The organism is Alsobacter metallidurans (assembly GCF_014636935.1).
Classification (GTDB): Bacteria; Pseudomonadota; Alphaproteobacteria; order Rhizobiales; family Beijerinckiaceae; genus Alsobacter; species Alsobacter metallidurans.
On record NZ_BMES01000003.1, the window covers coordinates 44,881 to 65,873 of the forward strand.

Below are 20,993 nucleotides of genomic sequence, written 5' to 3' on the forward strand. Positions count from 1 at the left end.
CGGGCTCGCCCCGGGCATCCACGTCTAACCCGGCTGCGTGGATGGCCGGGGCAAGCCCGGCCATGACGGGCATGGAGCCAATCGCATGTCCTACGACCTCATCGTCATCGGCACCGGCCCCGGCGGCTACGTGTGCGCCATCCGGGCCGCGCAACTTGGCCTCAAGACCGCCGTGGTGGAGAAGCGCAAGACGCATGGCGGCACCTGCCTGAACATCGGCTGCATCCCCTCCAAGGCGCTGCTGCACGCCTCCGACATGTTCGAGGAGGTCGCGCACGACTTCCCGGCGCTGGGCGTCAAGGTGGCTGGGGTCGAGCTCGACCTGCCCTCGATGATGAAGCACAAGGACGACACCGTGGCGGCCAACGTCAACGGCGTCGGCTTCCTGCTGAAGAAGAACAAGGTCGACGCGTTCTTTGGCACAGGCGTCATCACGGCTCCCGGTCAGGTCAAGGTCACGGCCGAGGATGGCTCCGAGCAGACGCTGGAGACCAAGGCCATCGTGATCGCCACGGGCTCGGACGTCGCGCCGCTTCCGGGCGTCGCCATCGACGAGAAGGTGATCGTCTCCTCCACGGGCGCGATCGCGCTCGACAAGGTGCCCAACAAGCTGCTCGTGGTCGGCGGCGGCGTGATCGGCCTGGAGCTCGGCTCCGTCTGGCGCCGCCTTGGCGCCGAGGTCACCGTGGTGGAGTTCCTGGATCGCATCCTGCCCGGCATGGACAACGAGGTCGCCAAGCAGTTCCAGCGCATCCTCGAGAAGCAGGGCGTCTCCTTCACGCTCGGCCACAAGGTCACCAAGGTCGAGACCAACCAGGGCGGCGCCAGCGTCACCATCGAGCCCGCGCAGGGCGGCGAGGCCAAGACGATCGACGCTGACGTGGTGCTGGTCGCGATCGGCCGCCGGCCTTACACGGAAGGCCTCGGCCTCGACGCTGTCGGCGTCGCGCTGGAGCGCGGCCGCGTGGTGATCGACGAGCACTTCCAGACCAACGTTCCGGGCATCTTCGCCATCGGCGACGTGGTGCGCGGCCCGATGCTGGCCCACAAGGCCGAGGACGAGGGCGTCGCGGTGGCCGAGATCCTGGCCGGCAAGGCCGGGCACGTGAACTACAACGTCATCCCGGGCGTGGTCTACACCATGCCGGAGGTCGCCTCCGTCGGCCAGACCGAGGAAGAGGTGAAGGCCTCGGGCATCGCCTACTCCGTCGGCAAGTTCCCGTTCACCGCCAATGGCCGCGCCCGCGCGATGCGCCACTCGGACGGCTTCGTAAAGGTGATCGCGGACGCCAACACGGACCGCGTGCTGGGCGTCCACATCATCGGCGCCAGCGCCGGCGAACTGATCCACGAGGCGGCCGTGCTGATGGAGTTCGGCGGCTCCTCCGAGGACCTCGCCCGCACCTGCCACGCCCACCCGACCCTGAGCGAAGCCGTCAAGGAAGCCGCCATGGCGGTGGAGAAGCGCGCGATTCATATTTGAGCGATCTACCGGCGGTTGGTGGACCAACCCGCGCCGCAGACTTAAGAGGCCCGCCATACTTCAACGATGGCGGGCCTCATGATTCTCGGAAGTTTCTTCTCCCGCATCGTGCTGCCGTTTAGCTTCGCCGCGCTCGCCGCGGGTTGTCAGGTCGACGACAAGATCACCGCATCCCAGTTGATGGCCACCGACAAGGGAGTGGTCGTCTTCTACGCCGCCTTCGCGGATCAGGAGTGCTCGATCATCGACTTGAAGCTGGCCAAGCAGGAACCCGACTCTAAAGGTTGGGTCTTGAACCACGGCCTGCATCACGAGCAGAGGGTTTTCACGAAGGACACCGCCGGCGTCAATCCGCTACCGGCAGGCGAATGGGGCATCGTCGAGTTCGAATGCTCCGGCTATCGGCAGAAGACCCGGCTGACTGCGAAGCAACTCTCATGGGCGTTCCGCCACGTCGTGTATGAGCGTCCGATTGCGACCTTCAGCGTGCAGCCGGGCGAGGTCGTCAACATCGGCATGTTGAAGGCGATCAGGGCCGGGGGCGTGGGGATCAGCCAGGTGGCCGAAATCCCCGATGGGGTCCTCCGCGAATTTCGCGAGCGCTTTCCCACGCTGAACGAGCGCATGACCACACGCCTCATGAGCAAACCGGAGCTGCCGACACTTCCCGGCGCCCCGCTCGCAGCGCAGCCTCTGCGCTCGCCTGCGGCGCCCGCCGGACAGGTGCAGTAATCATCGAGACGTCGGCCACGCGCGGAACCACGGCCGGCCTTCCGGGCTTCCTCAACGTCGGAGGAGGTCCCATGCCCAAGTTCGTCACCATCGGCTACGGAGACCGGGCCGGCTACGACCGCACCGCCTCGCAGATCCGCGACGCCGCCCATGCGCATGACGAGACGCTGAAGCAGCTCGGCGCGCTAATGGGCATGGCGGGATCGCCGGTTCAGGTGCGAAACCCCGACGCGGCCGGCGTGAAGACCACGAACGGCCGCTTTACGGCTTCATCGCTCCCTGTCGCAGGCTTCGCCATCATCGAGGCTGCCGACGTGGCGGACGCGATTGCGCTGGTGTCGCGCTCGCCCTGCGCGGTCGCGCATGGGGTGGTCGAGGTGTGGCCGCTGATCGAAGCGTAACCAAGCAACGCTCGCCGTCCTTGCGAGGAGCGCAGCGACGCGGCAATCCAGGGCGCCGCACCTCCCTCACCGGGAGCGCGCGGATAATGAGCAACGCCGAGCTCAGCCGCGCGGTGGATTGCTTCGCTGCGCTCGCTATGACGGCGGCGTTGCGGTTGAGATTGGCCGGCTAAATGAGATGCACCGCCATCGGGGCGAACGCGGCGATGCCCATGAAGACGGCCCCGACCACGCCGAGCCCCGCAGCCACCCAGATCAGCGCCGCGATGCCGGTGATGATGGACGACGACGCGATCACGATGGCGAGCTGAAGGGCAGCTGACGACACCTCGTAGTGGTCATGCTTGCGGCCCTGCAGGTCGCGCTTGTCCTCGGCCGCCTTGGCGCGGGCGGCGAGTTCCTTGCGGCCTTCCTGAGTCTCGGGCTCGCTGTCCCAGCGCGCCTGCGTGGCCTTCCACGTGTCGATGCGCTTCTGGGCGGCGGCCTTGCGGGCCGGGTCCGGGATGGCGTCGAGCTCGAATTCGAGTTGCTCGGCGGCCGTGCGCACCACGGTGCCGCGAATCGTCTTGGCCTGGAAGAAGGCCCAGAGATTGGAGGCCTCCACGTTGGCGGCCAGCGAATTGGTCTGCGCCTCGTTGCCGCCCTGCTCCGAAAAGGCCAGGAACAGCGCCAGGATGCCGATCAGCAATGCGATCTTTTTGTTTCCGCCCTCGACCGGGCCGGCGTCGTGCGACATCGAACTCATTCCCCCAAAGGTCGGCTGGCGACCTGTCGGCGCGGAGTTGAATCGTGATTCGCGTCATCCGCAAGCGCGAACCCTCTCTCTCCGGCAGGAGAAAGAGGGTTCGCTCGACGCCGTCGGCAACGAGGTCCGGGCGCTTACTCCGCGCCTTCCCGCGCCAGCGCGGGCGGCGCATTGCGGGTCTTCCACAAGGACCACGCCACGCCGGCCCCCAGAATCGCGAAGGTGGCGCCAAGCGAGATGGCCGGCGGAACCTTGGCGATGCCGAGCATGTCGGCCACCACGATCTTGGAGCCGATGAAGATCAGCACGGCCGCGAGCGCGTATTTCAGGTAGGCGAAGCGGTCGACCATGGCGGCCAGCGCGAAGTAGAGCGCGCGAAGGCCCAGGATGGCGAAGATGTTGGAGGTGAACACCAGGTAGGTGTCGGTCGTGATCGCGAAGATCGCCGGCACTGAGTCCACCGCGAAGATCACGTCCGCGACATTCACCAGGATGAGAACCAGGAAAAGCGGCGTTAGCGCGGTCTCCATCCGGCCGGTGGCCGGGTTGGGCTCCTTCACGACGAAACGCTCGCCCCGCAGCTCGTCCGTTACCCGGAAGCGCTTGCGCATGAAGCGCAGGATGGGGTTGGACGCGACGTCGTACTCCTTGTCGGCGGCCCAGATCATCTTCACGCCGGTGATCACCAGGAAGGCGGCGAAGATGTAGAGCACCCAGCTGAACTGCTGCACCAGCGCCGCGCCGACGCCGATCATGAGGCCGCGCAACAGGATGACGGCAAGGATGCCCCAGAACAGCACCCGGTGCTGATAAGCGCGCGGGATGCCGAAATAGCCGAATATCATCGCGATGACGAAGATGTTGTCCATCGAGAGACTTTTCTCGATGACGTAGCCGGTGAGGTATTCGAGGCCGGCCTGGGGTGAGATCTGCCACCACACGACCGCCCCGAAGGCGACGCCCATGACGATGTAGAAGGCAGAGAGCAACAGGCTCTCGCGCACTGAGATCTCTTTCGATTCTTTGTGCAGAACGCCCAGATCGAAGGCGAGCAGCGCCACTACGATGATCGCGAAGCCAATCCACATCCAGAGCGGCTTGGCCAATACGGGTATGAGCAGGAATTCCAGCATGTCGGGCCCATGGTTGAATGATCAACGATGGCGCCGACATCACGAGAGGTTCGGACTCTCGCCAGAGGGGCCCGGTCGCCAGATTGCGAAGTGGGGACTGCGCATTTGCGTTTCAAGGCGCGGCGCCCGCTGAAATCTTCGTTTCCTGGTCACCAAGCTTCGCATCCCGACTGGCCTGTGGCGCCGATCGCCGTCATCATCACACCGAGATCATCGTTGACCATCCCGCAGCGGCGCGCCCCGGCTCGCCGCAACGGAGTTCGTCGTCATGTTCGTTTCCCCCCGCGGCCGCCTGGCCGTGCTTGCGCTTTCGATGCTGGCCCTGCTCGCCGCCCCCACAGCGGCCGGCGCGCAGACGGTCGTGCGCGTGCTGCTCGACTGGAAGCTCGACGCCATGGCGGCGCCGTTCCTGGTCGCGCAGGACAAGGGTTATTTTCGCGCAGAGGGGCTCGACGTCTCGATCGAGCCCGGGTCGGGCTCCCGCGACACCGTCGCAAAGCTGGCGACCGGCGGGTTCCAGTTTGGCGTCGGCGACGTCAATACGTTGATCCGATATCGGGACGAGAACCCGGGAACGGACCTCTCGGCCGTGCTGATGCTGCAGGATGCGCCACCCTTCGCGATCATCGGCCGACGCAGCCGCGGCATCACGGCCGAGCCCTCCAGTCTCGTCGGCAAGGCGATCGGCGCGTCGTCGGCCGATGGCGCCGCGGCGCAGTGGCCTGTTTTTCGAAAGCTCACCAAGCTGGAGGCCGGTGCGGCCCGGATCGAAACCGTTGGGCTCGCGGTGCGCGAGCCGATGCTCGCGTCGGGCGAGTTGGACGGCGTGTTCGGCTCGGCCGTGTCCACATTGGTGACGCTGAAAAGCCGTGGCGTGCCGGCGGATGATCTCATCGTGCTGGCGATGCGCGACTACGGCCTGGAGCTCTACGGCGACGCCGTGATCGTGCAGGGTGCGTTTGCAAAGAGCGATCCCGCTGCCGTGAAAGGGTTCCTCCGCGCGCTGACGCGGGGCATGCGCGACGTGGTGGCGGAGCCGGGCGCGGTGGTCGAGGCCGTCTTGCGGCGTAACGACCAGGCCCGCCGCGACGTAGAGTTCGAGCGGCTTGCTCTTTCGCTGGAGCGAATCCAGCTCACGCCATGGGTAAAGGAGCAGGGATGGGGCGGGATCGACCGCGCCCGCTTTGAACGCGCGATCGACCAGATCGGCTCGGCTTTCGCGTTTCGGACGAAGCCGGACGTAAAGGATATCTTCAACGACGCGTTTTTGCCGGCCGCCGAGGAGCGTCAGGTCGACTAAGTCGAGCCAGCTGCCGGCGATCGCCGCTATTCAACGAGGCGGAACTGCAGAAACGTGGTTCGCTGGATAAAGGAAAAGTTGTCGTCCGAGATCAGGCTCAGGATCACGGCCCCGTCCGGACCGCGGTGGATCGCGAGCCCTTCCATGTTGTCGATGTGCTGGCGCATGTCGAGATCCACCAGCACGGGCCCATCCAGCAGAGCGCCGGGGCGGATGGAGCCGCCCGGGACGCGGCGGATGCGCATGCCGACGCCGTCGAGCCAGTTGAACCGGCGCTCCAGCATCAGCATGTCGCCGTCCGGCAGGAAGGCGAGATCGGTGATGTCGAAATCGTCCCGGCGCACCACCCGGAACTCGCCTCGCTGCGGGCCGGTGAGGATCCAACCCTTGGTGGGCGCGTCCGCCCCGCGTGTGGCTCGTTCGGCAATCACCACGAGGCTGCCGGCCAGCGCGCCCGCGGTGGCGATGCCGATGGCCTCCAGGCTGCGGTTCTCCGGCAGGGTCTTCACCGCCGGCGGCACGGGGATGATCTGGCCCCGCGCCAGCAGGCCCTCGCGCCCGATGTCGAACCTGCGCACCTCGTGAACGCGCTCGAAGCCCACATACGCGACCCCGTCGTGCACGCAAAGGCTTTCGCTGTCCCACGCGCGCGTACGCCACAGCGGCGTTCCATCCGCGCCGAGCAAGGGAGCGATGGAGGCTTCCACAATCGCGGTGGGCGTCCGCTCCGTGTAGGCGACGCGGGCCGACAGCCAGCCTCCAACGTCGCTAACCGCCAGGATACGCTGTCCGTCGGCGCTGATCGACAGTCCCGACCAGCCGCCGAAATTTCGGTCGTCGCTGTCGAGGTCCAGCCCGCCGATGAACTCGAGCGCGCCGAAACGCCGGACGTCGCCGCCCAGAATCGGCAGGCGCTCCACCGGGCGCGCCTTGACGCGGATCGCGGTCGGGACCGCAAGGCCAACCTCCGGCCCTTGCGCAGCGGCGACCCGGCCGGCGGCGAAGCCGGCCGCCGCGGCGACGAGGCCGCGCCCGAAGGCGCGTCGAGAGAGCCTCATCCCCGGCCGCCGGCGCGGCGCGGCGGCGCAATGGTCTTGGGCGGCGTGGCGTTCTCGTCGAAGAGCTCCGCAAGCTTCTCGGTCATCGCGCCGCCAAGCTCCTCGGCGTCCACAATGGTGACGGCCCGGCGATAATAGCGGGTCACATCGTGCCCGATACCGATCGCGATCAGCTCCACGGGCGAGCGGGTCTCCACCTCCTCGATCACCCAGCGCAGGTGCTTCTCGAGGTAGTTGCCGGGATTCACCGACAGGGTGGAGTCGTCCACCGGAGCGCCGTCCGAGATCATCATCAGGATCTTGCGCTGTTCGGGGCGCGCCAGCAGGCGCTTGTGCGCCCAGTCCAGCGCCTCTCCGTCGATGTTCTCCTTGAGCAGCCCCTCGCGCATCATCAGGCCGAGGTTCTTGCGCGCACGCCGCCAAGGCGCATCCGCTGCCTTGTAGACGATATGGCGCAAGTCGTTCAAACGGCCGGGATTGGCCGGCTTGCCGGACTGCAGCCACGTCTCGCGCGATTGCCCGCCCTTCCAGGCGCGGGTCGTGAAACCGAGAATCTCTGTCTTGACGCCGCAACGCTCCAGCGTGCGCGCCAGGATGTCTGCGCAGGTCGCCGCCACGGTGATCGGCCGACCGCGCATGGAGCCGGAATTGTCGATCAGCAGGGTCACGACGGTGTCGCGGAAATTCGTGTCCTTCTCGCGCTTAAAGCTTAGCGGCTGGAAGGGGTCGATCACGATGCGGGTCAGCCGCGCCGGATCGAGCGCGCCTTCTTCCAGGTCGAACTCCCAGGCGCGGTTCTGCTGCGCCATCAGGCGGCGCTGCAGGCGGTTGGCCAGCCGGGCGACGACGCCCTGCAGGTGCCCGAGCTGCTTGTCCAGATAGCTGCGCAACCGAGCCAGCTCGTCCGCGTCGCAAAGCTCCTCGGCGGCGATCATTTCGTCAAATTTGGTGGTGAAGGCCTTGTAGTCCGGGCCGCGAGCCTCGCGGGTGCTCGACACCGGCGGACGCCAAGCCTCGGAGGGCTCGTCGCCGTCCGCTTCGTCGGAATCCTCCGGCATTTCCCCGGTAGGCCCTTCGGAGGTTTCGGACTGGCCGTCCTCCATCTCGTCCGTGGCCTCCTCGGAGCGCTCCATCTCGGCGCGCTCGGCGGCGGATTGCTCCTCGGACTCGCCGTCCTGCTGCTCCTGGTTCTGGTTCTGGTCGTCGGACTGCTCGTCGTCCTCCGAATCCTCCGGATCCATGCTGGAGTCTTCGGCCATGTCGAGGCTGGCCAGGAGCTCGCGCACCGAACGCGAAAATTGCCTCTGGTCCTCCACGTTGGAGACCAGCTTGTCCAGGTTCGAGCCGGCTTTTTCCTCGATCCAGGGCCGCCAGAGGTCCACCACCTTCTGGGCGGCGGGCGGCGGCTTCAGCCCGGTCAGGCGCTCGCGCACCATCATGGCGACCGCGTCTTCAAGCGGCGCATCGGCGCGGTCGGAAATCTCGTGATAGGCGCCGCGGTGGTAGCGGTCCTCCAGCATGGCCGTGATGTTGGAAGCGACGCCTGTCATGCGGTTCGAGCCGATGGACTCGACGCGCGACTGCTCCACCGCGTCATACACGGCGCGCGCCTGCTGGCCTTCGGGCGCGTGTCGACGATGCACCGCCTGGTCGTGGCAGGCGAGGCGCAGCGCCATGGAGTCGGCCTGGCCGCGCACGATGGCGGCGTCCGCGGCGCTCATCTTGCGCGGCGGCTCGGCCAGCCTGGCGCGCTCGCCCGTCAGAGCCGGCCGGTCGGACGCGAAGGTGACTTCCAACTCTGGCTGGCGCGCGATGGCGCGCAGGCACCCGGCCACCGAGCGCTTGAACGGCTCGATGGGCGCTTCATTGGGCTGTGCGGGCTTGCGGTTGGATGAGCTCACCCGGCGTTGCTCCTCAGCTCAGCGCGACGTTCACGGCGCTCTCGGGCAGTTCCTGGCCGAAGGCGCGCTGGTAGAACTCCGCCACCAGCGGCCGCTCGAGTTCGTCGCACTTGTTCAGGAAGGTGAGCCGGAACGCAAAGCCGATATCCTTGAAGATGTCGGCGTTCTCGGCCCAGGTGATCACCGTGCGCGGGCTCATCACGGTCGACAGGTCGCCGTTGATGAAGGCGTTGCGGGTGAGGTCCGCCACGCGCACCATCTTGTTGACGATGTCGCGGCCTTCCTTGCCGGTGTAGTGCTTGGCCTTGGCCAGCACGATGTCGACTTCCTTGTCGTGCGGCAGGTAGTTCAGCGTGGTGACGATCGACCACCGGTCCATCTGGCCCTGGTTGATCTGCTGCGTGCCGTGGTAAAGGCCCGACGTGTCGCCGAGCCCCACCGTGTTGGCGGTCGCGAACAGGCGGAAAGCCGGGTGCGGGCGGATCACGCGCTTCTGGTCCAGCAGCGTCAGCTTGCCCGAAATTTCCAAGATGCGCTGGATCACGAACATCACGTCCGGGCGGCCGGCGTCATACTCGTCGAACACCAGCGCGATGTTGTTCTGAAGAGCCCAGGGCAGGATGCCGTCCTGGAACTCGGTGATCTGCTTTCCGTCCTTCAGCACGATCGCGTCCTTGCCGACGAGGTCGACGCGGGAGACGTGGCTGTCGAGGTTAATGCGGATACAGGGCCAGTTCAGGCGCGCCGCAACCTGCTCGATGTGGGTCGACTTTCCGGTGCCGTGATAGCCCGTGACCATCACGCGCCGGTTGCGCGCGAAGCCGGCCAGGATCGCCAGCGTGGTGTCGCGGTCGAACAGGTAGTCCTGGTCGAGATCGGGGACGTGGGCGTCCGGCTCGGAATAGGCGGGGACCTGCATATCGAGGTCGATGCCGAACAGCTTGCGGACGGACACGGTCGTGTCCGGCAACCCCGGCGCCAAGGCAGTCGTGGCAGACATGGATCCTCACTGACGAACGACGGGGCGCGCCCCGGGGGCTCCGGCCTGTGGCCCGGAGCCCTGTGCTTGTTTAGTGGCTGGCGCGACGCGACGCAATTCGTGACGGGCGCATCCCGGATGGGCCTTCATGCGCGGCGCGCGGAGCGGGCCCGCATATCGAGGCCGTTCAGCCCCGGCCTGCGGCTTTCAGCGTGTTGTAGGCGGTAATGATCTCGCGCAGCCGATCTTCGTAGGAGCGGTCGCCGCCGTTGGCGTCCGGGTGGTTCTGCTTCACGAGTTCCTTGTAGCGGGCCTTCACGGTGGCTGCGTCAACGGTTTCGTCGAGTCCCAGCGCGTCATAGGCCTTCTTGGCGACGGGCCCGACGCCCGGCTTGCGTTGCTCCGGCTCGTGCCGGCCCGCAAAGCCGCCGGCCTTGAACACGCCCAGCGGATCCTCGAACACGAAGTCGGTGCCCGGCTCCGCCCCGGCCTGCGACTTCTGGCCGCCTTTCACGCCCATCGACCAGGTCGGCCGGTGACCCACCAACGCGTCCTTCTGGTACTTCTGCACGGCGTCGTCCGTCATGCCGGCGAAGTAATTGTAGGAGGCGTTGTACTCGCGCACGTGCTCCATGCAGAACTGGAAATACTGGCCTTCGTGCGTGCGGCCCTTGGGGGCGCGGAACTCCCCGCGCGCCTCGCATCCCGGATGGTCGCAACGCGGCCCGCTCACGGGCGCGCTCTGGGCTTTTGGCCGCGCTTGGGCCGCCCGACGGGGGCGGCTGCGAATCTTGTCGAAGATGGACGAGTTGAGATTCATGACCGGGTCATTATGAGGTGTCGGGCGGTCGGGGCAAGCCGGGTGCGACAAGGGAACGTCCGTCGCCGCACGCCGCGGCGCCGGGGCCACAGAAATCCGTCGACCGCCGGCGGACTGCAGCGGAGAGGCTGACCCATGAGCATTAAGGATGCGATAACCTCCAAGCTCACGCAGGCGCTGTCGCCTGTCGAGCTGACCGTCATCGACGAGTCGGACCACCATCGCGGGCACGGCGGCTGGCGCGAGGGCGGGGAAACTCACTTCAACGTCAAGGTGGTGTCGGACGCCTTCGCGGGCAAGAGCCGCGTCGAACGCCATCGCATGGTGAACGCGCTACTGGCCGACGAACTTGCCGGCCGCGTCCATGCCCTGGCGCTCAGCGCCAAGGCGCCGGGGGAGTAACCCCGGCGCAGGCTGCGTCGCCTACCGCAGCCGCTCCAGGATGCTCACATAATTGGCCACGGCCGCGCCGCCCATGTTGAAGATGCCGCCCAGCGTCGCCGCCGGTATCTGCATGTCGCCGGCTTCGCCAGCCAGTTGCATGGCAGTCATGGCGTGCATGGAGACGCCAGTCGCCCCGATCGGGTGACCCTTCGCCTTGAGGCCGCCCGACGGGTTTACGGGCAGCCGCCCGTCCTTCTGGGTCCAGCCTTCCTTGATCGCCACCGCGCCACGGCCTTCCGGCGTGAGCCCCATGGCCTCGTATTCGATCAGCTCCGCCACCGTGAAGCAGTCATGCGTCTCCACAAAGGAGAGGTGATCGAGGCTGACGCCCGCCTGCGCGAGCGCGCGCTTCCAGGCTTCGGCGCAGCCGTCGAACTTCAGGATGTCGCGCTTGGACATCGGCAGGAAGTCCTGCACGTGCGCGGCGGCCCGGAACGCGATGGCGCGCTTCATGCGCAGCGCCGTGTCCACGTCCGCGAGCACCAGCGCGGCTGCGCCGTCGGACACGAGCGAACAGTCGGTGCGCTTCAGCGGACCGGCCACGAAGGGGTTCTTCTCGCTCTCTTGCCGGCAGAACTCGACGCCCAGGTCCTTGCGCATCTGCGCATAGGGATTTGAGACGCCGTTCTTGTGGTTTTTGGCCGCGATCATCGCGAGCGCGTCGGACTGGTCGCCATGGCGCTGGAAATAGCCGGCCGCGATCTGGCCGAAGACGCCCGCGAAGCCGCCGGGCGTGTCGCCGTCCTCGGGCAGGTAGGAAGCCTTGAGCAGGTTCTTGCCGATGTCCGCGCCCGGCGTCTTGGTCATCTGCTCGACGCCGACCACGAGCACAATCTTGGCCTGTTTGGCGGCAATGCTCTTCAGGCCGCTATGCACGGCGGCCGAGCCCGTCGCGCAGGCGTTCTCGACGCGCGTGGTTGGCTTGAATCGGAGGTCGTCGTCGGCCTGCAGCACCAGCGAGGCGGTGAAATCCTGGGCCGAGAAGCCGGCGTTGTAATGGCCGAGCACGATTTCGTCGACCTCCGACGCCGCGATGCCAGCGTGATCCAGCGCCTCGTTGGTGACGCGGACGATGAGACTCTCGACGGTCTCGGCGTCCATCTTGCCGAAGGGCGTGTGGGCCCAGCCCACGATGCAAGCGGTCATGGCTCGTGTTCCTCGCGTTTCCGCCGGGAGAATGGCGGTTGCGGGCTCGTCCGGCAAGGCGCGTCGCCGCACGGCTCGCGTGCAGGATCGCGCGGGCTGCCTGCGGCCCGGCGGCGACGCGACGAGGGTCCGTCCGCATAGGTCAAGGCGTAACGGAACGGGCGGCTTCCCGGCCGCGTTGACGGCGCGAACCATCGAGGAGGAAAAAACAATGACCGCGAATTCGGCGACTTTGCTCGACGAGGCGGCGCGCCATGGCCAGGGCGACGCTCAGGCCGGCCTGCCCAAGCGCAGCCGGGACGATCTTGTCACGTTGTTGAGCCAAAACGGCGTCCGCGTCAGTGCGAGCGACAGCGACGCGGTGTTTGAACGCTATTCGGAAACCTACGACCAGAAGGAGCGGCAGGAGCAGCTCGTTGACGCCGGGTCCGAAATGTCGTTCCCGGCCAGCGATCCGCCGTCCTACATGGCGGGCGCCTCCGTGGCGGGCGGACCGCCCGAGGGCTCAGAAACCCGCGAGGCCGCCAATACCACCACCGAGGACCCGGCCGAGGTTAAAAAGGTGGCGGAGACGGACGGCACCGGCGGCCACAAGGCCGACCACAAGGGCGGCAAGGAAACCGCCAACGCGTCCCGGCGCTGACGCGACGTCGCAACCGATCTCGCCCGATCATGCGTCTCTGCGTCGGATACGGCGTCGTCGGACGCAGCCGATCGGCCGCCGCCCGGCCGGATGACGCTCTAGGTTCCGTGCGTCCAGAGGAGCAGCACGACGCCGCCCACGATCAGCGTCATGCCGATGATTTCGCGGGCGGTGGTCTCCTGCCCGAAGAGCCGCTTCGAGACCGCCTGAGCGAGCAGGACCTCCACGAGCGCCAGCGTCCGCACATTCGCGGCGCTGGTGAGCGAAAAGCCGAGGAACCAGAACTGGGACGCGAAAGCGCCGGCGAAGCCCGCCATCAGGGACGGACGCCAGGCGCCGAAGCTCTTCATCAAGGCGGGCCTGTCGAAAAGGCCAAGCCAGACCACCAGCAGCGCCGTCTGCATGCCGAGCGACCACGCCAGGGTGGTGGTGGCGCGTAACACGAAGGAGCCGCTCTCCAGCGTCAGGATGGCGCCGCGAAAGCCGATGGCCGAGAGGGCGAAGAACGCGCCCGCCACGATGCCGAGCACGGCGGGCCGTAGGCCGGCGGCGGTAAGGCCGGGCGAGCCGGGTTTCACGGCCATCATGACGACCCCGGCCGTCGCCACCACGATCGCGAGGGCGCCGCCCAAGGTCAGATGGTCGCCCAGGAACAGGAGGCCGAAGATCGCCACTTGCACGGGCTCGGTCTTGATGTAGGCGGTGGTGACCGCGAAGGAGCGCTCGCGCATCGTGGCAAGCATCAGCACCGTCGCGAGGATCTGCGTGACCGCGCCTCCGAGAACCCAGGCGAGGTAGCGCCCCGTGGCGGCTGGCGCGGCCTCCCCGCCGATCTGCGAGACGGCCAGCAGAAACAACAGCGCGAACGGGAAGCCATAGAGGAAACGGACCTGCGACGCTCCAACGGTGCCGAGCGTTTCGGTGAGGCTCCGCTGCATGGCGTTGCGCGCCGTTTGGGCCACCGACGCCACCAGCGTGGTCAGGATCCAGAGATAGGCCATGCCGGCGACCTTCCACGTACGGGGCCTTCGCTCGCCCGAACGTGGCCATGATCGGCGGGTAGCACTCGCCGCCGTGCTAGGCAAATCGCGGGGCGCGGGGTAGAAATCCGTGTCCGCGTCAGGCAGCCCCCGGGCCGCCGTGATCGCCAGAGCGAGCAAGGCCGACGTCACCCCCTCGCCGGCCCCACCTATGCATTGTCTAGGCCCGCACGGTCTCGCTAGGACTGGGCGCGAACCGGAACGATCTGATGACACGAGTGTCCCGCCGCGTATCCGCATTCCCCTCTGGTTTCTTCTCCCTTCTCGACTGTCGCGCCGCACGCATGATCGGCCGCGTGGGACTCATCCTGTCGGCCGTAGCCGTCGGGGCGACCACCGCGCAGGCTGCTGCCCCCTATGTGGTCGCCGACGTGAGCACGGGACGCGTGCTGTTTTCCGAAGACGCCACGATGCCGTGGTACCCGGCTTCGGTGACCAAGCTGATGACCACCTATGTGGCGCTCAAGAAGGTGCGCGAGGGCAAGATTTCGTTCGACACCGCGATCCCGATCTCGGCCGCCGCGAATTCAGTTCCGCCGTCCAAGATCGGCGCGAAGCCAGGCCTCGAGGTGACACTCGAGAACGCTCTCAAGATGATGCTCGTGAAGTCCGCCAACGACATGGCGGTTGTGATCGCCGAGGGCGTCGGAGGCACGGTTGACGACTTTGCCGCGTTGATGAACCAGGAGGCCGCCCGCCTCGGCATGCGCGAAAGCCACTTCGTCAACCCGAACGGGCTCTTTGCAGACGGGCAGCAAACCTCCGCCCGCGACCTCGCAATCCTCACCATCGCACTGCTGCGCGACTTTCCGGATCACGCCGACCTGTTCCACATCGGGTCGGTGAAACTCGGCAAGCGCGTGCTGAAGAACACCAACGGGCTGATCGGCCGGTACCAGGGCATCGAGGGCATGAAAACGGGCTTCATTTGCCCGTCGGGCTTCAACCTCGTCGCGGTCGCAAGCCGAAACGGCCAGCGTCTCGTCGCGGTCGTGATGGGAGCGGCTTCCGGATCAGACCGGACCCTGAAGGCCGCTCAGTTCCTCGACAAGGGCTTCAGCGGCGGCTACGGCGGCATCTTCGGCGGTGGCGGCGGTTCCCTGCAGTCGCTTCCCGCGTCGTCCGTGACCACGCCGCCCAACATGCGCGAGGACATCTGCGTCCACCGCAAGGGCGCGCCCGCCTCCGAGGAGGAGGCCGAGCCGCAGACTACCGTTCAGGCTCCCGGCGGCAACGAGGACGGCCGCGCCGCCCCGATGGCGATGGCCGCCGTGAGCCCGCAGAGCGGCATGGCGACGGGCCCGCGCACGCTGGGCCCGCGCGCCGCGCTGGACGTGCAGACGGTGTTCATCGGGCGGACCGAGCGTTCAGCCAGCGCTCCGCAGGCTGCCAACGCGCTGTTCACGCCCGTGCTGACCGCCCGCAAGGCGCCCGAGAAGGGCGCACCCAAAACGGCCGCCGCCTATGCGGACCCCGCCACCGAGGCGACGCCAGACATCGAGGTGAAGCCCGCCAACGTAAAGCCGCTCAAGGCCGGCGCGATCGCGCCCGGCGTCAAGGCTAAGGCCGCGCCCCGCCACGGCGCCATCGGCAAAGCTCCGGCCGTGGCGGCGACCAAGCCCGCAGACCTCAATAACGAGCAGGCTGAGCCCGCCAAGGCGCTGGAGGGCAAGAGCGCCCGTCCGGCCGGCAAGCTCGTGTCGCCGACATTGCGCAAGACTGCGACCGGCAAAGGCAAGCCCGCCATTCACGCGAAAACGCAAGCCAAGCCCGCGCCCGCGAAAGCGAAGCTTGATCCCAAGGGCAAGCCTGTTCAGAAGAAGGTTTCGGCCGCCGCTCCGGATGCCGGTAAGCCGCCCGCCAGCGCCGAGTAACCCGAACCGGCTCGGCCGGCCCGACTGGAAGCCGCCGCCCCATGACCGCGCCACCCTCCGCCTCGGGCGGCTTCCTGCTCGCGCTCGCCGGGGCCGCGGCCTACGGCTTCAACATCACCTTCGCGCGCATCGCCGCCTTCGAGGGCGTGCAAGGGCCCCTGATGGTGGTGTTCCGCGTCGTCGTCATGCTGGCGCTCGCGGTCTGCATGGCGATCGTGCTGCGCGGCGGCCTCTCGGTGGCGACACGCGATCGCCCCGCGCTCGGCGTTCTCGGCGTCGCGAGCGCCGGCGTTGGCATCTGCTACCTCTCCTCCGTGGCGTTCATCCCGGTCACGGTCGCGGCGGTGGTGTTCTACACCTATCCGGTGCTGATCGTGCTGCTTAGCCCCTTCGTGGAAGGTAAGCGGCTCTCCGCGCCGCTGCTCGGCGTCGCCGCGCTGGCGTTTGTCGGCATCGTGCTGGTGCTGGGCCCGGCCTTCGACAGCCTCGATCCGCGCGGCCTTGCGCTCGCCTTCGGAGCAAGCCTGTCGGCGGTGGCGCAGTTCTTCGCCGCGACGCGCTGCGGCGGCGTCGGGGCGGCCCCGAAAGTGTTCTGGGTGCACGTGATCTGCCTGCCCGCCGCGCTTGCGGCGGCGCTCGCGACCGGAGGGCTGCGCGGCCCCGAGGCCCTGCTGGCCGCACCCTGGGCGGTGGCGCTGACGATTGGCGGCTTCGTGCTCGGCTTCGTGTTCCAAATGGCCGCGCTTGGGCGCGTCAGCGCAGTGGCGGGCGGGCTCGCCTTCTGCCTCGAACCCGTCGTGGCCGCCCTCACCTCCGCGCTGGTGCTGGGCGAGCGGCTCGCGCCGGTCCAGTATGCGGGCGGCGCGCTGGTGATCGGGGCCATCATGGCCAATGTCGCCTTGCAGGGACGCCGGCCCGCCAAGCCCGCGATCGCGTGAGGACCAGCATGCAGGCTCCCATTCCGCTCACGATCCTCACCGGCTTCCTCGGCGCGGGCAAAACCACGCTGCTGAACCGTCTGCTGCAGGATCCCGCCCTCGCCGACACGGTGGTGATCGTCAACGAGTTCGGCGAGATCGGGCTCGACCACCTGTTCATCGAGGCGGTGGACGGCGACATGGTGCTCCTGTCGTCCGGCTGCCTGTGCTGCACGGTGCGGGGCGACCTCGTCGCCGCGCTGGAGGATCTTCTCACCAAGCGCGACGCTGGCGACATTTCGCCGTTCCGCCGCGTGCTGGTTGAAACCACCGGCCTCGCCGACCCCGCCCCGATCCTGCAAGCCGCCCTGTCGCATCCCTATCTGGCCACCCGCTACGCCATCGACGGCGTCGTCACCGTGGTGGACGCTCTCACGGGCTTCGCCACGCTGGACGAGCATTCCGAGGCTGTGAAGCAGGCCGCGGTGGCGGACCACATCGTGTTCACCAAGACGGACCTGCTGGACGAAACAACACAGCCGACCTTCGAGCGCCTCAAGGCGCGCATCAGCCGCCTCAACCCGGGCGCGCCGCTGCTGGACGCCGCCGCCGGAGAGGCTGACGCGGCCGCCCTGCTGGGCGCGGGCCCGTTCGACTTCGCCGGCAAGATCCCGGACGTCGCCGCCTGGCTGCGCGAGGAGGCCTATGCCGACGCGAACCACGGCGCGCACGACCACGTCCATGACGAGCGCGACCAACACGCCCATGACGTGAACCGGCACGACGCCCGCATCCGGGCCTTCTGCCTCGCCACCGACAAGCCCGTCCCGCTGGCCGCGCTGGACATGTTCCTGACGCTGCTGCCCTCCGCGCACGGGGCCAAGCTGCTGCGGATGAAGGGGATCGTCCATCTCGCCGGCCAGCCGGAGCGGCCGCTGGTGATCCACGGCGTCCAGCACGTGATGCACCCGCCGGTGGCGCTTCCCGCCTGGCCGGACGCCGACCGCCGCACCCGCATCGTGTTTATCACGCGCGATCTGGACGAGAGCTTCGTCCGCCGGATGTGGGACGCCTTCACGGGCACGCCCGCCATCGACACGCCCGACCGCGCCGCCCTGATGGAAAACCCGCTCTCGCTGCGTAACGGCTGAGCGCCGCGGCGGCTGAGCGCGTCAGCCTTTCAGGATCACAAACAGCAGGCCTTCGCCGTCCCGTTCGGCGGCCAGCAATACATCGCCGGTTTCGTTCAGCAGATGCGGGATGTCGATCGCCGCCATCGGATCCGTCGCGTTGGCGCGCAGCACCGCGCCGGCGGGCAAGCCGGCCAGGGCCTTGCGCACACGCAGCGCAGGCAGCGGACATTTCAGCCCGCGCAGGTCGAGGTCGTGGATGGGCTCGGGGGTGGGCGTCATGCGGGCCGTCTACCACGGCTGGCCCGGCGAGCGGAACGTCGATTTAACCCCTCGCGTCCCATGCTCGCTCCATGATCGTCACCCCGGCCGCAGCTTCACCCGTCCGCGTTGCGGCGTTCGGCGCCGCCGACGCCGCGCCGCCTATGGCGGCTTGGCGCACGCTGGCCGCGCAGGGCGACGACCGCAATCCGTTCTGGGAGCCCGCCTTCGCGCTTCCGGCCGCGACGCTGCCCGGCGTCGCACCGCCGTTGTTCGTGGCGTGCTGGCGCGGCGAGCGCATGACGGCGCTGCTGGCGCTGGAGCGCCCCCGACTGGGCGCTGCGTCGCCGCTGCTGCGCGCCTGGTCGCACGATCAGGCCGTGCTCGGTGCGCCCTTGCTGGATCCGCTTCACGGCGCCGAGGACATCGGCGTCGCGCTCCGTTGGCTCCAGTCGCGCCACCGGCTCGCCGGGGCGTTGCTGTGGCGTTGGATGCCGGAGGACGGCCCCGCGGCCGCGGCGCTGGCGGCCGCAGGGGCGCGGCCCGTCCGGCTCGACGCGCATGAGCGCGCCGCCCTGGCGAACGCCAGCCCGCTGCCGGTCAAGAAGCGCAAGGAACTCGGCCGGCTGCGCCGCCGCCTCGCCGAGCAGGGCCGGCTCGAGAGCGTGTCCGCCGCGGCGCCGGACGACGTCGAAACGGCCTGCACGGCATTCGCGGCGCTTGAGGCACGAGGCTGGAAGGGGCGTCGCGGCAGCGCCTTTGCGAGCCACCCCGACCGGCTCCGCTTTCTGCAGGCCGTCACGCAGGGTTTGGCCCGCGATGGCGGCTGCCGCATCGACCGCCTCACGCTGGACGGCGAAACGATTGCGGCCGGCGTCTTGCTCGGAGGCGGCCCGCGCGCGCTGTATTGGAAGACAACCTATGACGAGCGCTTCGCCGCGTTCTCTCCCGGCGTCCTGCTGACGGTGGATGTCACCGACCGCCAGCTCGCCGACTCTTCCGTCCGGCTCACCGACAGCTGCGCGGTCGCGCATCATCCGATGATCGATCGGCTCTGGGCTGGCCGCGTCCGCGTGTCGGACTGGTGGATCCCGCTTGGCCCCACGAGCACAGCGATGCTCGCCACCGAACGCGCCCGCCGGGCGCTGCGCGCAACCGCCAAACGCATGCTCGGCCGCGGTTAGCCGCGCGCCCTGAGCTCGCGGCGGATCACCTTGCCGGTGGTGGTGAGCGGCAGGTCCGGCACGAAGGCGATCTCACGCGGGTACTCGTGCGCGGAGAGCCGCTCTTTCACGAAGCGCTGGATCTCGGCCGCGAGCGCGGGCGTCTCGGCCACACCGCGCTTCAGCACCACGAAGGCCTTCACGATCTCGGTGCGCAACGGGTCCGGCTTGCCGATCGCCGCCGCGTTGGCGACCGCCGGATGGCGCAGGAGGCAATCCTCGATCTCGGTGGGGCCGATGCGATAGCCCGCGGACGTGATCACGTCGTCATCGCGGCCCACGAAGCGCACATAGCCGTCAACGTCCGTCTCACCCTGGTCGCCCGTCGTCATCCAGTCGCCGATGAACTTGTCGCGCGTGGCGTCCGGACGGTTCCAGTAGCCCAGGAACATCACCGGGTCGGGGCGCCGCACCGCGATCTGGCCAAGTTCGCCGGGCGCGCAGGGCGACCCATCTGGGCGGATCACCGCCACGTCATGGCCCGGGATCGGCTTGCCGATGGAGCCCGGCCGCACCACGCCCAGCGCCGCGCAGGAGCCGAGCACGAGGTTGCATTCGGTCTGCCCGTAGGCCTCGTTGAAGGTAAGGCCCAGCGCCTCGCGGCCCCAGTTCAGCGTCTCGGCGCCCAGCGCCTCGCCGGCGGATGCGACAGTGCGCAGCGCCAAACCGGGAAAGCGGGCGCGCGGGTTCTCGACGGCTCGCAGCATGCGCAGCGCCGTGGGCGGCACGAAGATGTTGCGAACCTCCAAGTCCGCCATCAACCCGAAGGCCTCCTCGGCGTCGAACTTCTCGAATTTCCGCGCCACCGCGGTTACGCCAAAATGCAGCGAGGGCAGCAGCCCGTTCAGGAGGCCGCCCGCCCAGGCCCAGTCGGCCGGCGTCCAGAGGCGGTCGCCGGGCTGCGGAAAGAACTCGTGCACGAGCTCGAAACAGGGCAGGTGCCCGAGCAGCACGCGGTGCCCGTGCAGCGCCCCCTTGGGCGGCCCAGTGGTGCCGGACGTGTAGATCATCAGGGCCGGATCGTCCGGCGTCGTGACGAGCGGCGTGAATACGGCGCTTTCGCGCGCCAGCTCCTGGTGAAAGCCCAGGGCGTCGCCCTCGGGGCCTTCCACCGAGAGCAGCAGGGAGAGCTGCGGCAGGTCGGCCCGCAGGGCCGCCATGCGCACAACCCCGGCCGCGTTGGTGATCAGCGCGGAGACGCCCGCGTCCGCCAGCCGGTAAGCCAGCGCGTCCGCCCCAAACAATACCGCCAACGGCAGCGCGATCGCGCCCATCTTATAGGCGGCCACATGCGCGACCGCGACCTCGCTTGCCTGCGGCAGGAGAATGCCGACCCGGTCGCCCGGCTTTACGCCATGGCGCGCCAGCAGATTGGCGAGGCGGTTGGAGGCGTCCCGCAGGGCGCCGAAAGTCATCGGCGTCACCACGCCGGCCGGCGAGACGTCGAGCACGGCCTCCCGCTCGGGATCGACCGCGGCCCACTTGTCGCAGACGTCGACGCCCATGTTGTAGCGGGCCGGAATGTTCCACTGGAACTCAGCCCGGAGGCGGTCGAAATCGCGGATATCGGGAAGCATGGCGGGAGACCTGAACGCGGACGCGGCGCGACGTTACGCTCTTTGCTGCAGTGCGAAAAGAGTGACGAAGGGGATGGGGTTAAGGCGCGCTTCGGTTTGGGCCGAGCGGCCCCGCGGATCCCTCTCCCGCGTCAGCGGGGAGGGCAGGGAGGGGTGGCGCTGCGCTTGCGGGATTGGGGCGCAGGA

At 68.3% G+C, this 20,993-nt stretch carries 20 protein-coding genes; 10 read left to right on the forward strand and 10 right to left on the reverse strand.

The genetic code is table 11. The annotated features are described in order from the left end of the window. Positions 1-85 precede the first annotated feature (85 nt). From lpdA to IEV99_RS21015, 3 genes are all read left to right on the forward strand, one after another. Positions 86-1,483, forward strand: a complete 1,398-nt coding sequence (gene lpdA / locus IEV99_RS21005) for a dihydrolipoyl dehydrogenase (RefSeq protein ID WP_188519811.1) — start codon at positions 86-88, stop codon at positions 1,481-1,483. Positions 1,484-1,561: 78 nt separating this feature from the next. Then, on the forward strand, positions 1,562-2,215 hold the full coding sequence (locus IEV99_RS21010) for a hypothetical protein (RefSeq protein ID WP_188519812.1): 654 nt from the start codon (positions 1,562-1,564) through the stop codon (positions 2,213-2,215). Positions 2,216-2,286: 71 nt separating this feature from the next. Next, entirely contained in the window at positions 2,287-2,616 is a 330-nt protein-coding gene (locus IEV99_RS21015; protein ID WP_188519813.1) for a YciI family protein, read from the forward strand. A gap of 169 nt (positions 2,617-2,785) precedes the next feature. Here IEV99_RS21015 and IEV99_RS21020 read toward each other — a convergent pair whose 3' ends face one another. Both IEV99_RS21020 and IEV99_RS21025 read right to left on the reverse strand, forming a co-directional pair. After that, positions 2,786-3,352, reverse strand: coding sequence for a DUF4337 domain-containing protein (locus tag IEV99_RS21020; protein WP_188519814.1), 567 nt, complete (start codon positions 3,350-3,352; stop codon positions 2,786-2,788). A gap of 143 nt (positions 3,353-3,495) precedes the next feature. Continuing rightward, positions 3,496-4,491 carry a TerC family protein gene (locus IEV99_RS21025; protein WP_188520283.1) on the reverse strand — a complete coding sequence of 332 codons (996 nt, stop codon included), beginning with the start codon at positions 4,489-4,491 and terminating at the stop codon, positions 3,496-3,498. 271 nt (positions 4,492-4,762) lie between these two features. Here IEV99_RS21025 and IEV99_RS21030 point away from each other — a divergent pair, with 271 nt between their 5' ends. Then, positions 4,763-5,794 (forward strand): ABC transporter substrate-binding protein, encoded by a 1,032-nt coding sequence (locus IEV99_RS21030; protein ID WP_244644002.1) that lies wholly within the window; start codon positions 4,763-4,765, stop codon positions 5,792-5,794. A 26-nt stretch (positions 5,795-5,820) separates the two neighbouring features. Here the strand turns inward: IEV99_RS21030 and IEV99_RS21035 are convergent, their stop codons facing one another. The 4 genes from IEV99_RS21035 to IEV99_RS21050 form a co-directional block, all read right to left on the reverse strand. Continuing rightward, positions 5,821-6,852 carry an esterase-like activity of phytase family protein gene (locus IEV99_RS21035; protein WP_188519815.1) on the reverse strand — a complete coding sequence of 344 codons (1,032 nt, stop codon included), beginning with the start codon at positions 6,850-6,852 and terminating at the stop codon, positions 5,821-5,823. Further along, positions 6,849-8,753 (reverse strand): cobaltochelatase subunit CobT, encoded by a 1,905-nt coding sequence (cobT, locus tag IEV99_RS21040; RefSeq protein ID WP_188519816.1) that lies wholly within the window; start codon positions 8,751-8,753, stop codon positions 6,849-6,851. The genes IEV99_RS21035 and cobT overlap by 4 nt, the downstream gene beginning before the upstream one ends. A gap of 13 nt (positions 8,754-8,766) precedes the next feature. Further along, positions 8,767-9,753, reverse strand: coding sequence for a cobaltochelatase subunit CobS (gene cobS / locus IEV99_RS21045; RefSeq protein WP_188519817.1), 987 nt, complete (start codon positions 9,751-9,753; stop codon positions 8,767-8,769). Between the two features lie 166 nt (positions 9,754-9,919). After that, positions 9,920-10,552, reverse strand: coding sequence for a J domain-containing protein (locus tag IEV99_RS21050; RefSeq protein WP_188519818.1), 633 nt, complete (start codon positions 10,550-10,552; stop codon positions 9,920-9,922). A 135-nt stretch (positions 10,553-10,687) separates the two neighbouring features. Between IEV99_RS21050 and IEV99_RS21055 the strand changes: the two genes are divergently transcribed. Continuing rightward, a complete protein-coding gene (locus IEV99_RS21055; RefSeq protein ID WP_188519819.1) occupies positions 10,688-10,954 on the forward strand; it encodes a BolA family protein in 267 nt (88 codons plus the stop codon). Positions 10,955-10,975: 21 nt separating this feature from the next. On the opposite strand, the gene IEV99_RS21060 is transcribed toward IEV99_RS21055, so the two are convergent. After that, positions 10,976-12,142: an acetyl-CoA acetyltransferase gene (locus IEV99_RS21060; protein WP_188519820.1), complete on the reverse strand. Its 1,167-nt coding sequence runs from the start codon at positions 12,140-12,142 to the stop codon at positions 10,976-10,978. 211 nt (positions 12,143-12,353) lie between these two features. Here IEV99_RS21060 and IEV99_RS21065 point away from each other — a divergent pair, with 211 nt between their 5' ends. Then, positions 12,354-12,785, forward strand: coding sequence for a hypothetical protein (locus IEV99_RS21065; RefSeq protein ID WP_188519821.1), 432 nt, complete (start codon positions 12,354-12,356; stop codon positions 12,783-12,785). A 98-nt stretch (positions 12,786-12,883) separates the two neighbouring features. Here the strand turns inward: IEV99_RS21065 and IEV99_RS21070 are convergent, their stop codons facing one another. Beyond that, positions 12,884-13,786 (reverse strand): DMT family transporter, encoded by a 903-nt coding sequence (locus tag IEV99_RS21070; protein WP_188519822.1) that lies wholly within the window; start codon positions 13,784-13,786, stop codon positions 12,884-12,886. A 335-nt stretch (positions 13,787-14,121) separates the two neighbouring features. Between IEV99_RS21070 and IEV99_RS21075 the strand changes: the two genes are divergently transcribed. Genes IEV99_RS21075 through IEV99_RS21085 form a run of 3 tightly spaced genes read left to right on the forward strand, consistent with a single transcriptional unit; the run spans position 14,122 to position 17,767 of the window. Then, a complete protein-coding gene (locus IEV99_RS21075) occupies positions 14,122-15,699 on the forward strand; it encodes a serine hydrolase (RefSeq protein WP_188519823.1) in 1,578 nt (525 codons plus the stop codon). A 41-nt stretch (positions 15,700-15,740) separates the two neighbouring features. After that, positions 15,741-16,637 (forward strand): EamA family transporter, encoded by an 897-nt coding sequence (locus tag IEV99_RS21080; RefSeq protein WP_188519824.1) that lies wholly within the window; start codon positions 15,741-15,743, stop codon positions 16,635-16,637. An 8-nt stretch (positions 16,638-16,645) separates the two neighbouring features. Continuing rightward, the gene (locus IEV99_RS21085) at positions 16,646-17,767 is read left to right on the forward strand and encodes a CobW family GTP-binding protein (RefSeq protein WP_188519825.1); all 1,122 of its coding nucleotides are present in this window, start codon (positions 16,646-16,648) and stop codon (positions 17,765-17,767) included. Between the two features lie 21 nt (positions 17,768-17,788). Here the strand turns inward: IEV99_RS21085 and IEV99_RS21090 are convergent, their stop codons facing one another. After that, positions 17,789-18,028: a sulfurtransferase TusA family protein gene (locus tag IEV99_RS21090; RefSeq protein ID WP_188519826.1), complete on the reverse strand. Its 240-nt coding sequence runs from the start codon at positions 18,026-18,028 to the stop codon at positions 17,789-17,791. 71 nt (positions 18,029-18,099) lie between these two features. On the opposite strand from IEV99_RS21090, the gene IEV99_RS21095 reads away from it, so the two are divergent. After that, a complete protein-coding gene (locus tag IEV99_RS21095) occupies positions 18,100-19,191 on the forward strand; it encodes a GNAT family N-acetyltransferase (protein ID WP_188519827.1) in 1,092 nt (363 codons plus the stop codon). On the opposite strand, the gene IEV99_RS21100 is transcribed toward IEV99_RS21095, so the two are convergent. Then, positions 19,188-20,807: an AMP-binding protein gene (locus IEV99_RS21100; RefSeq protein WP_188519828.1), complete on the reverse strand. Its 1,620-nt coding sequence runs from the start codon at positions 20,805-20,807 to the stop codon at positions 19,188-19,190. The genes IEV99_RS21095 and IEV99_RS21100 overlap by 4 nt on opposite strands. Positions 20,808-20,993: the final 186 nt, after the last annotated feature.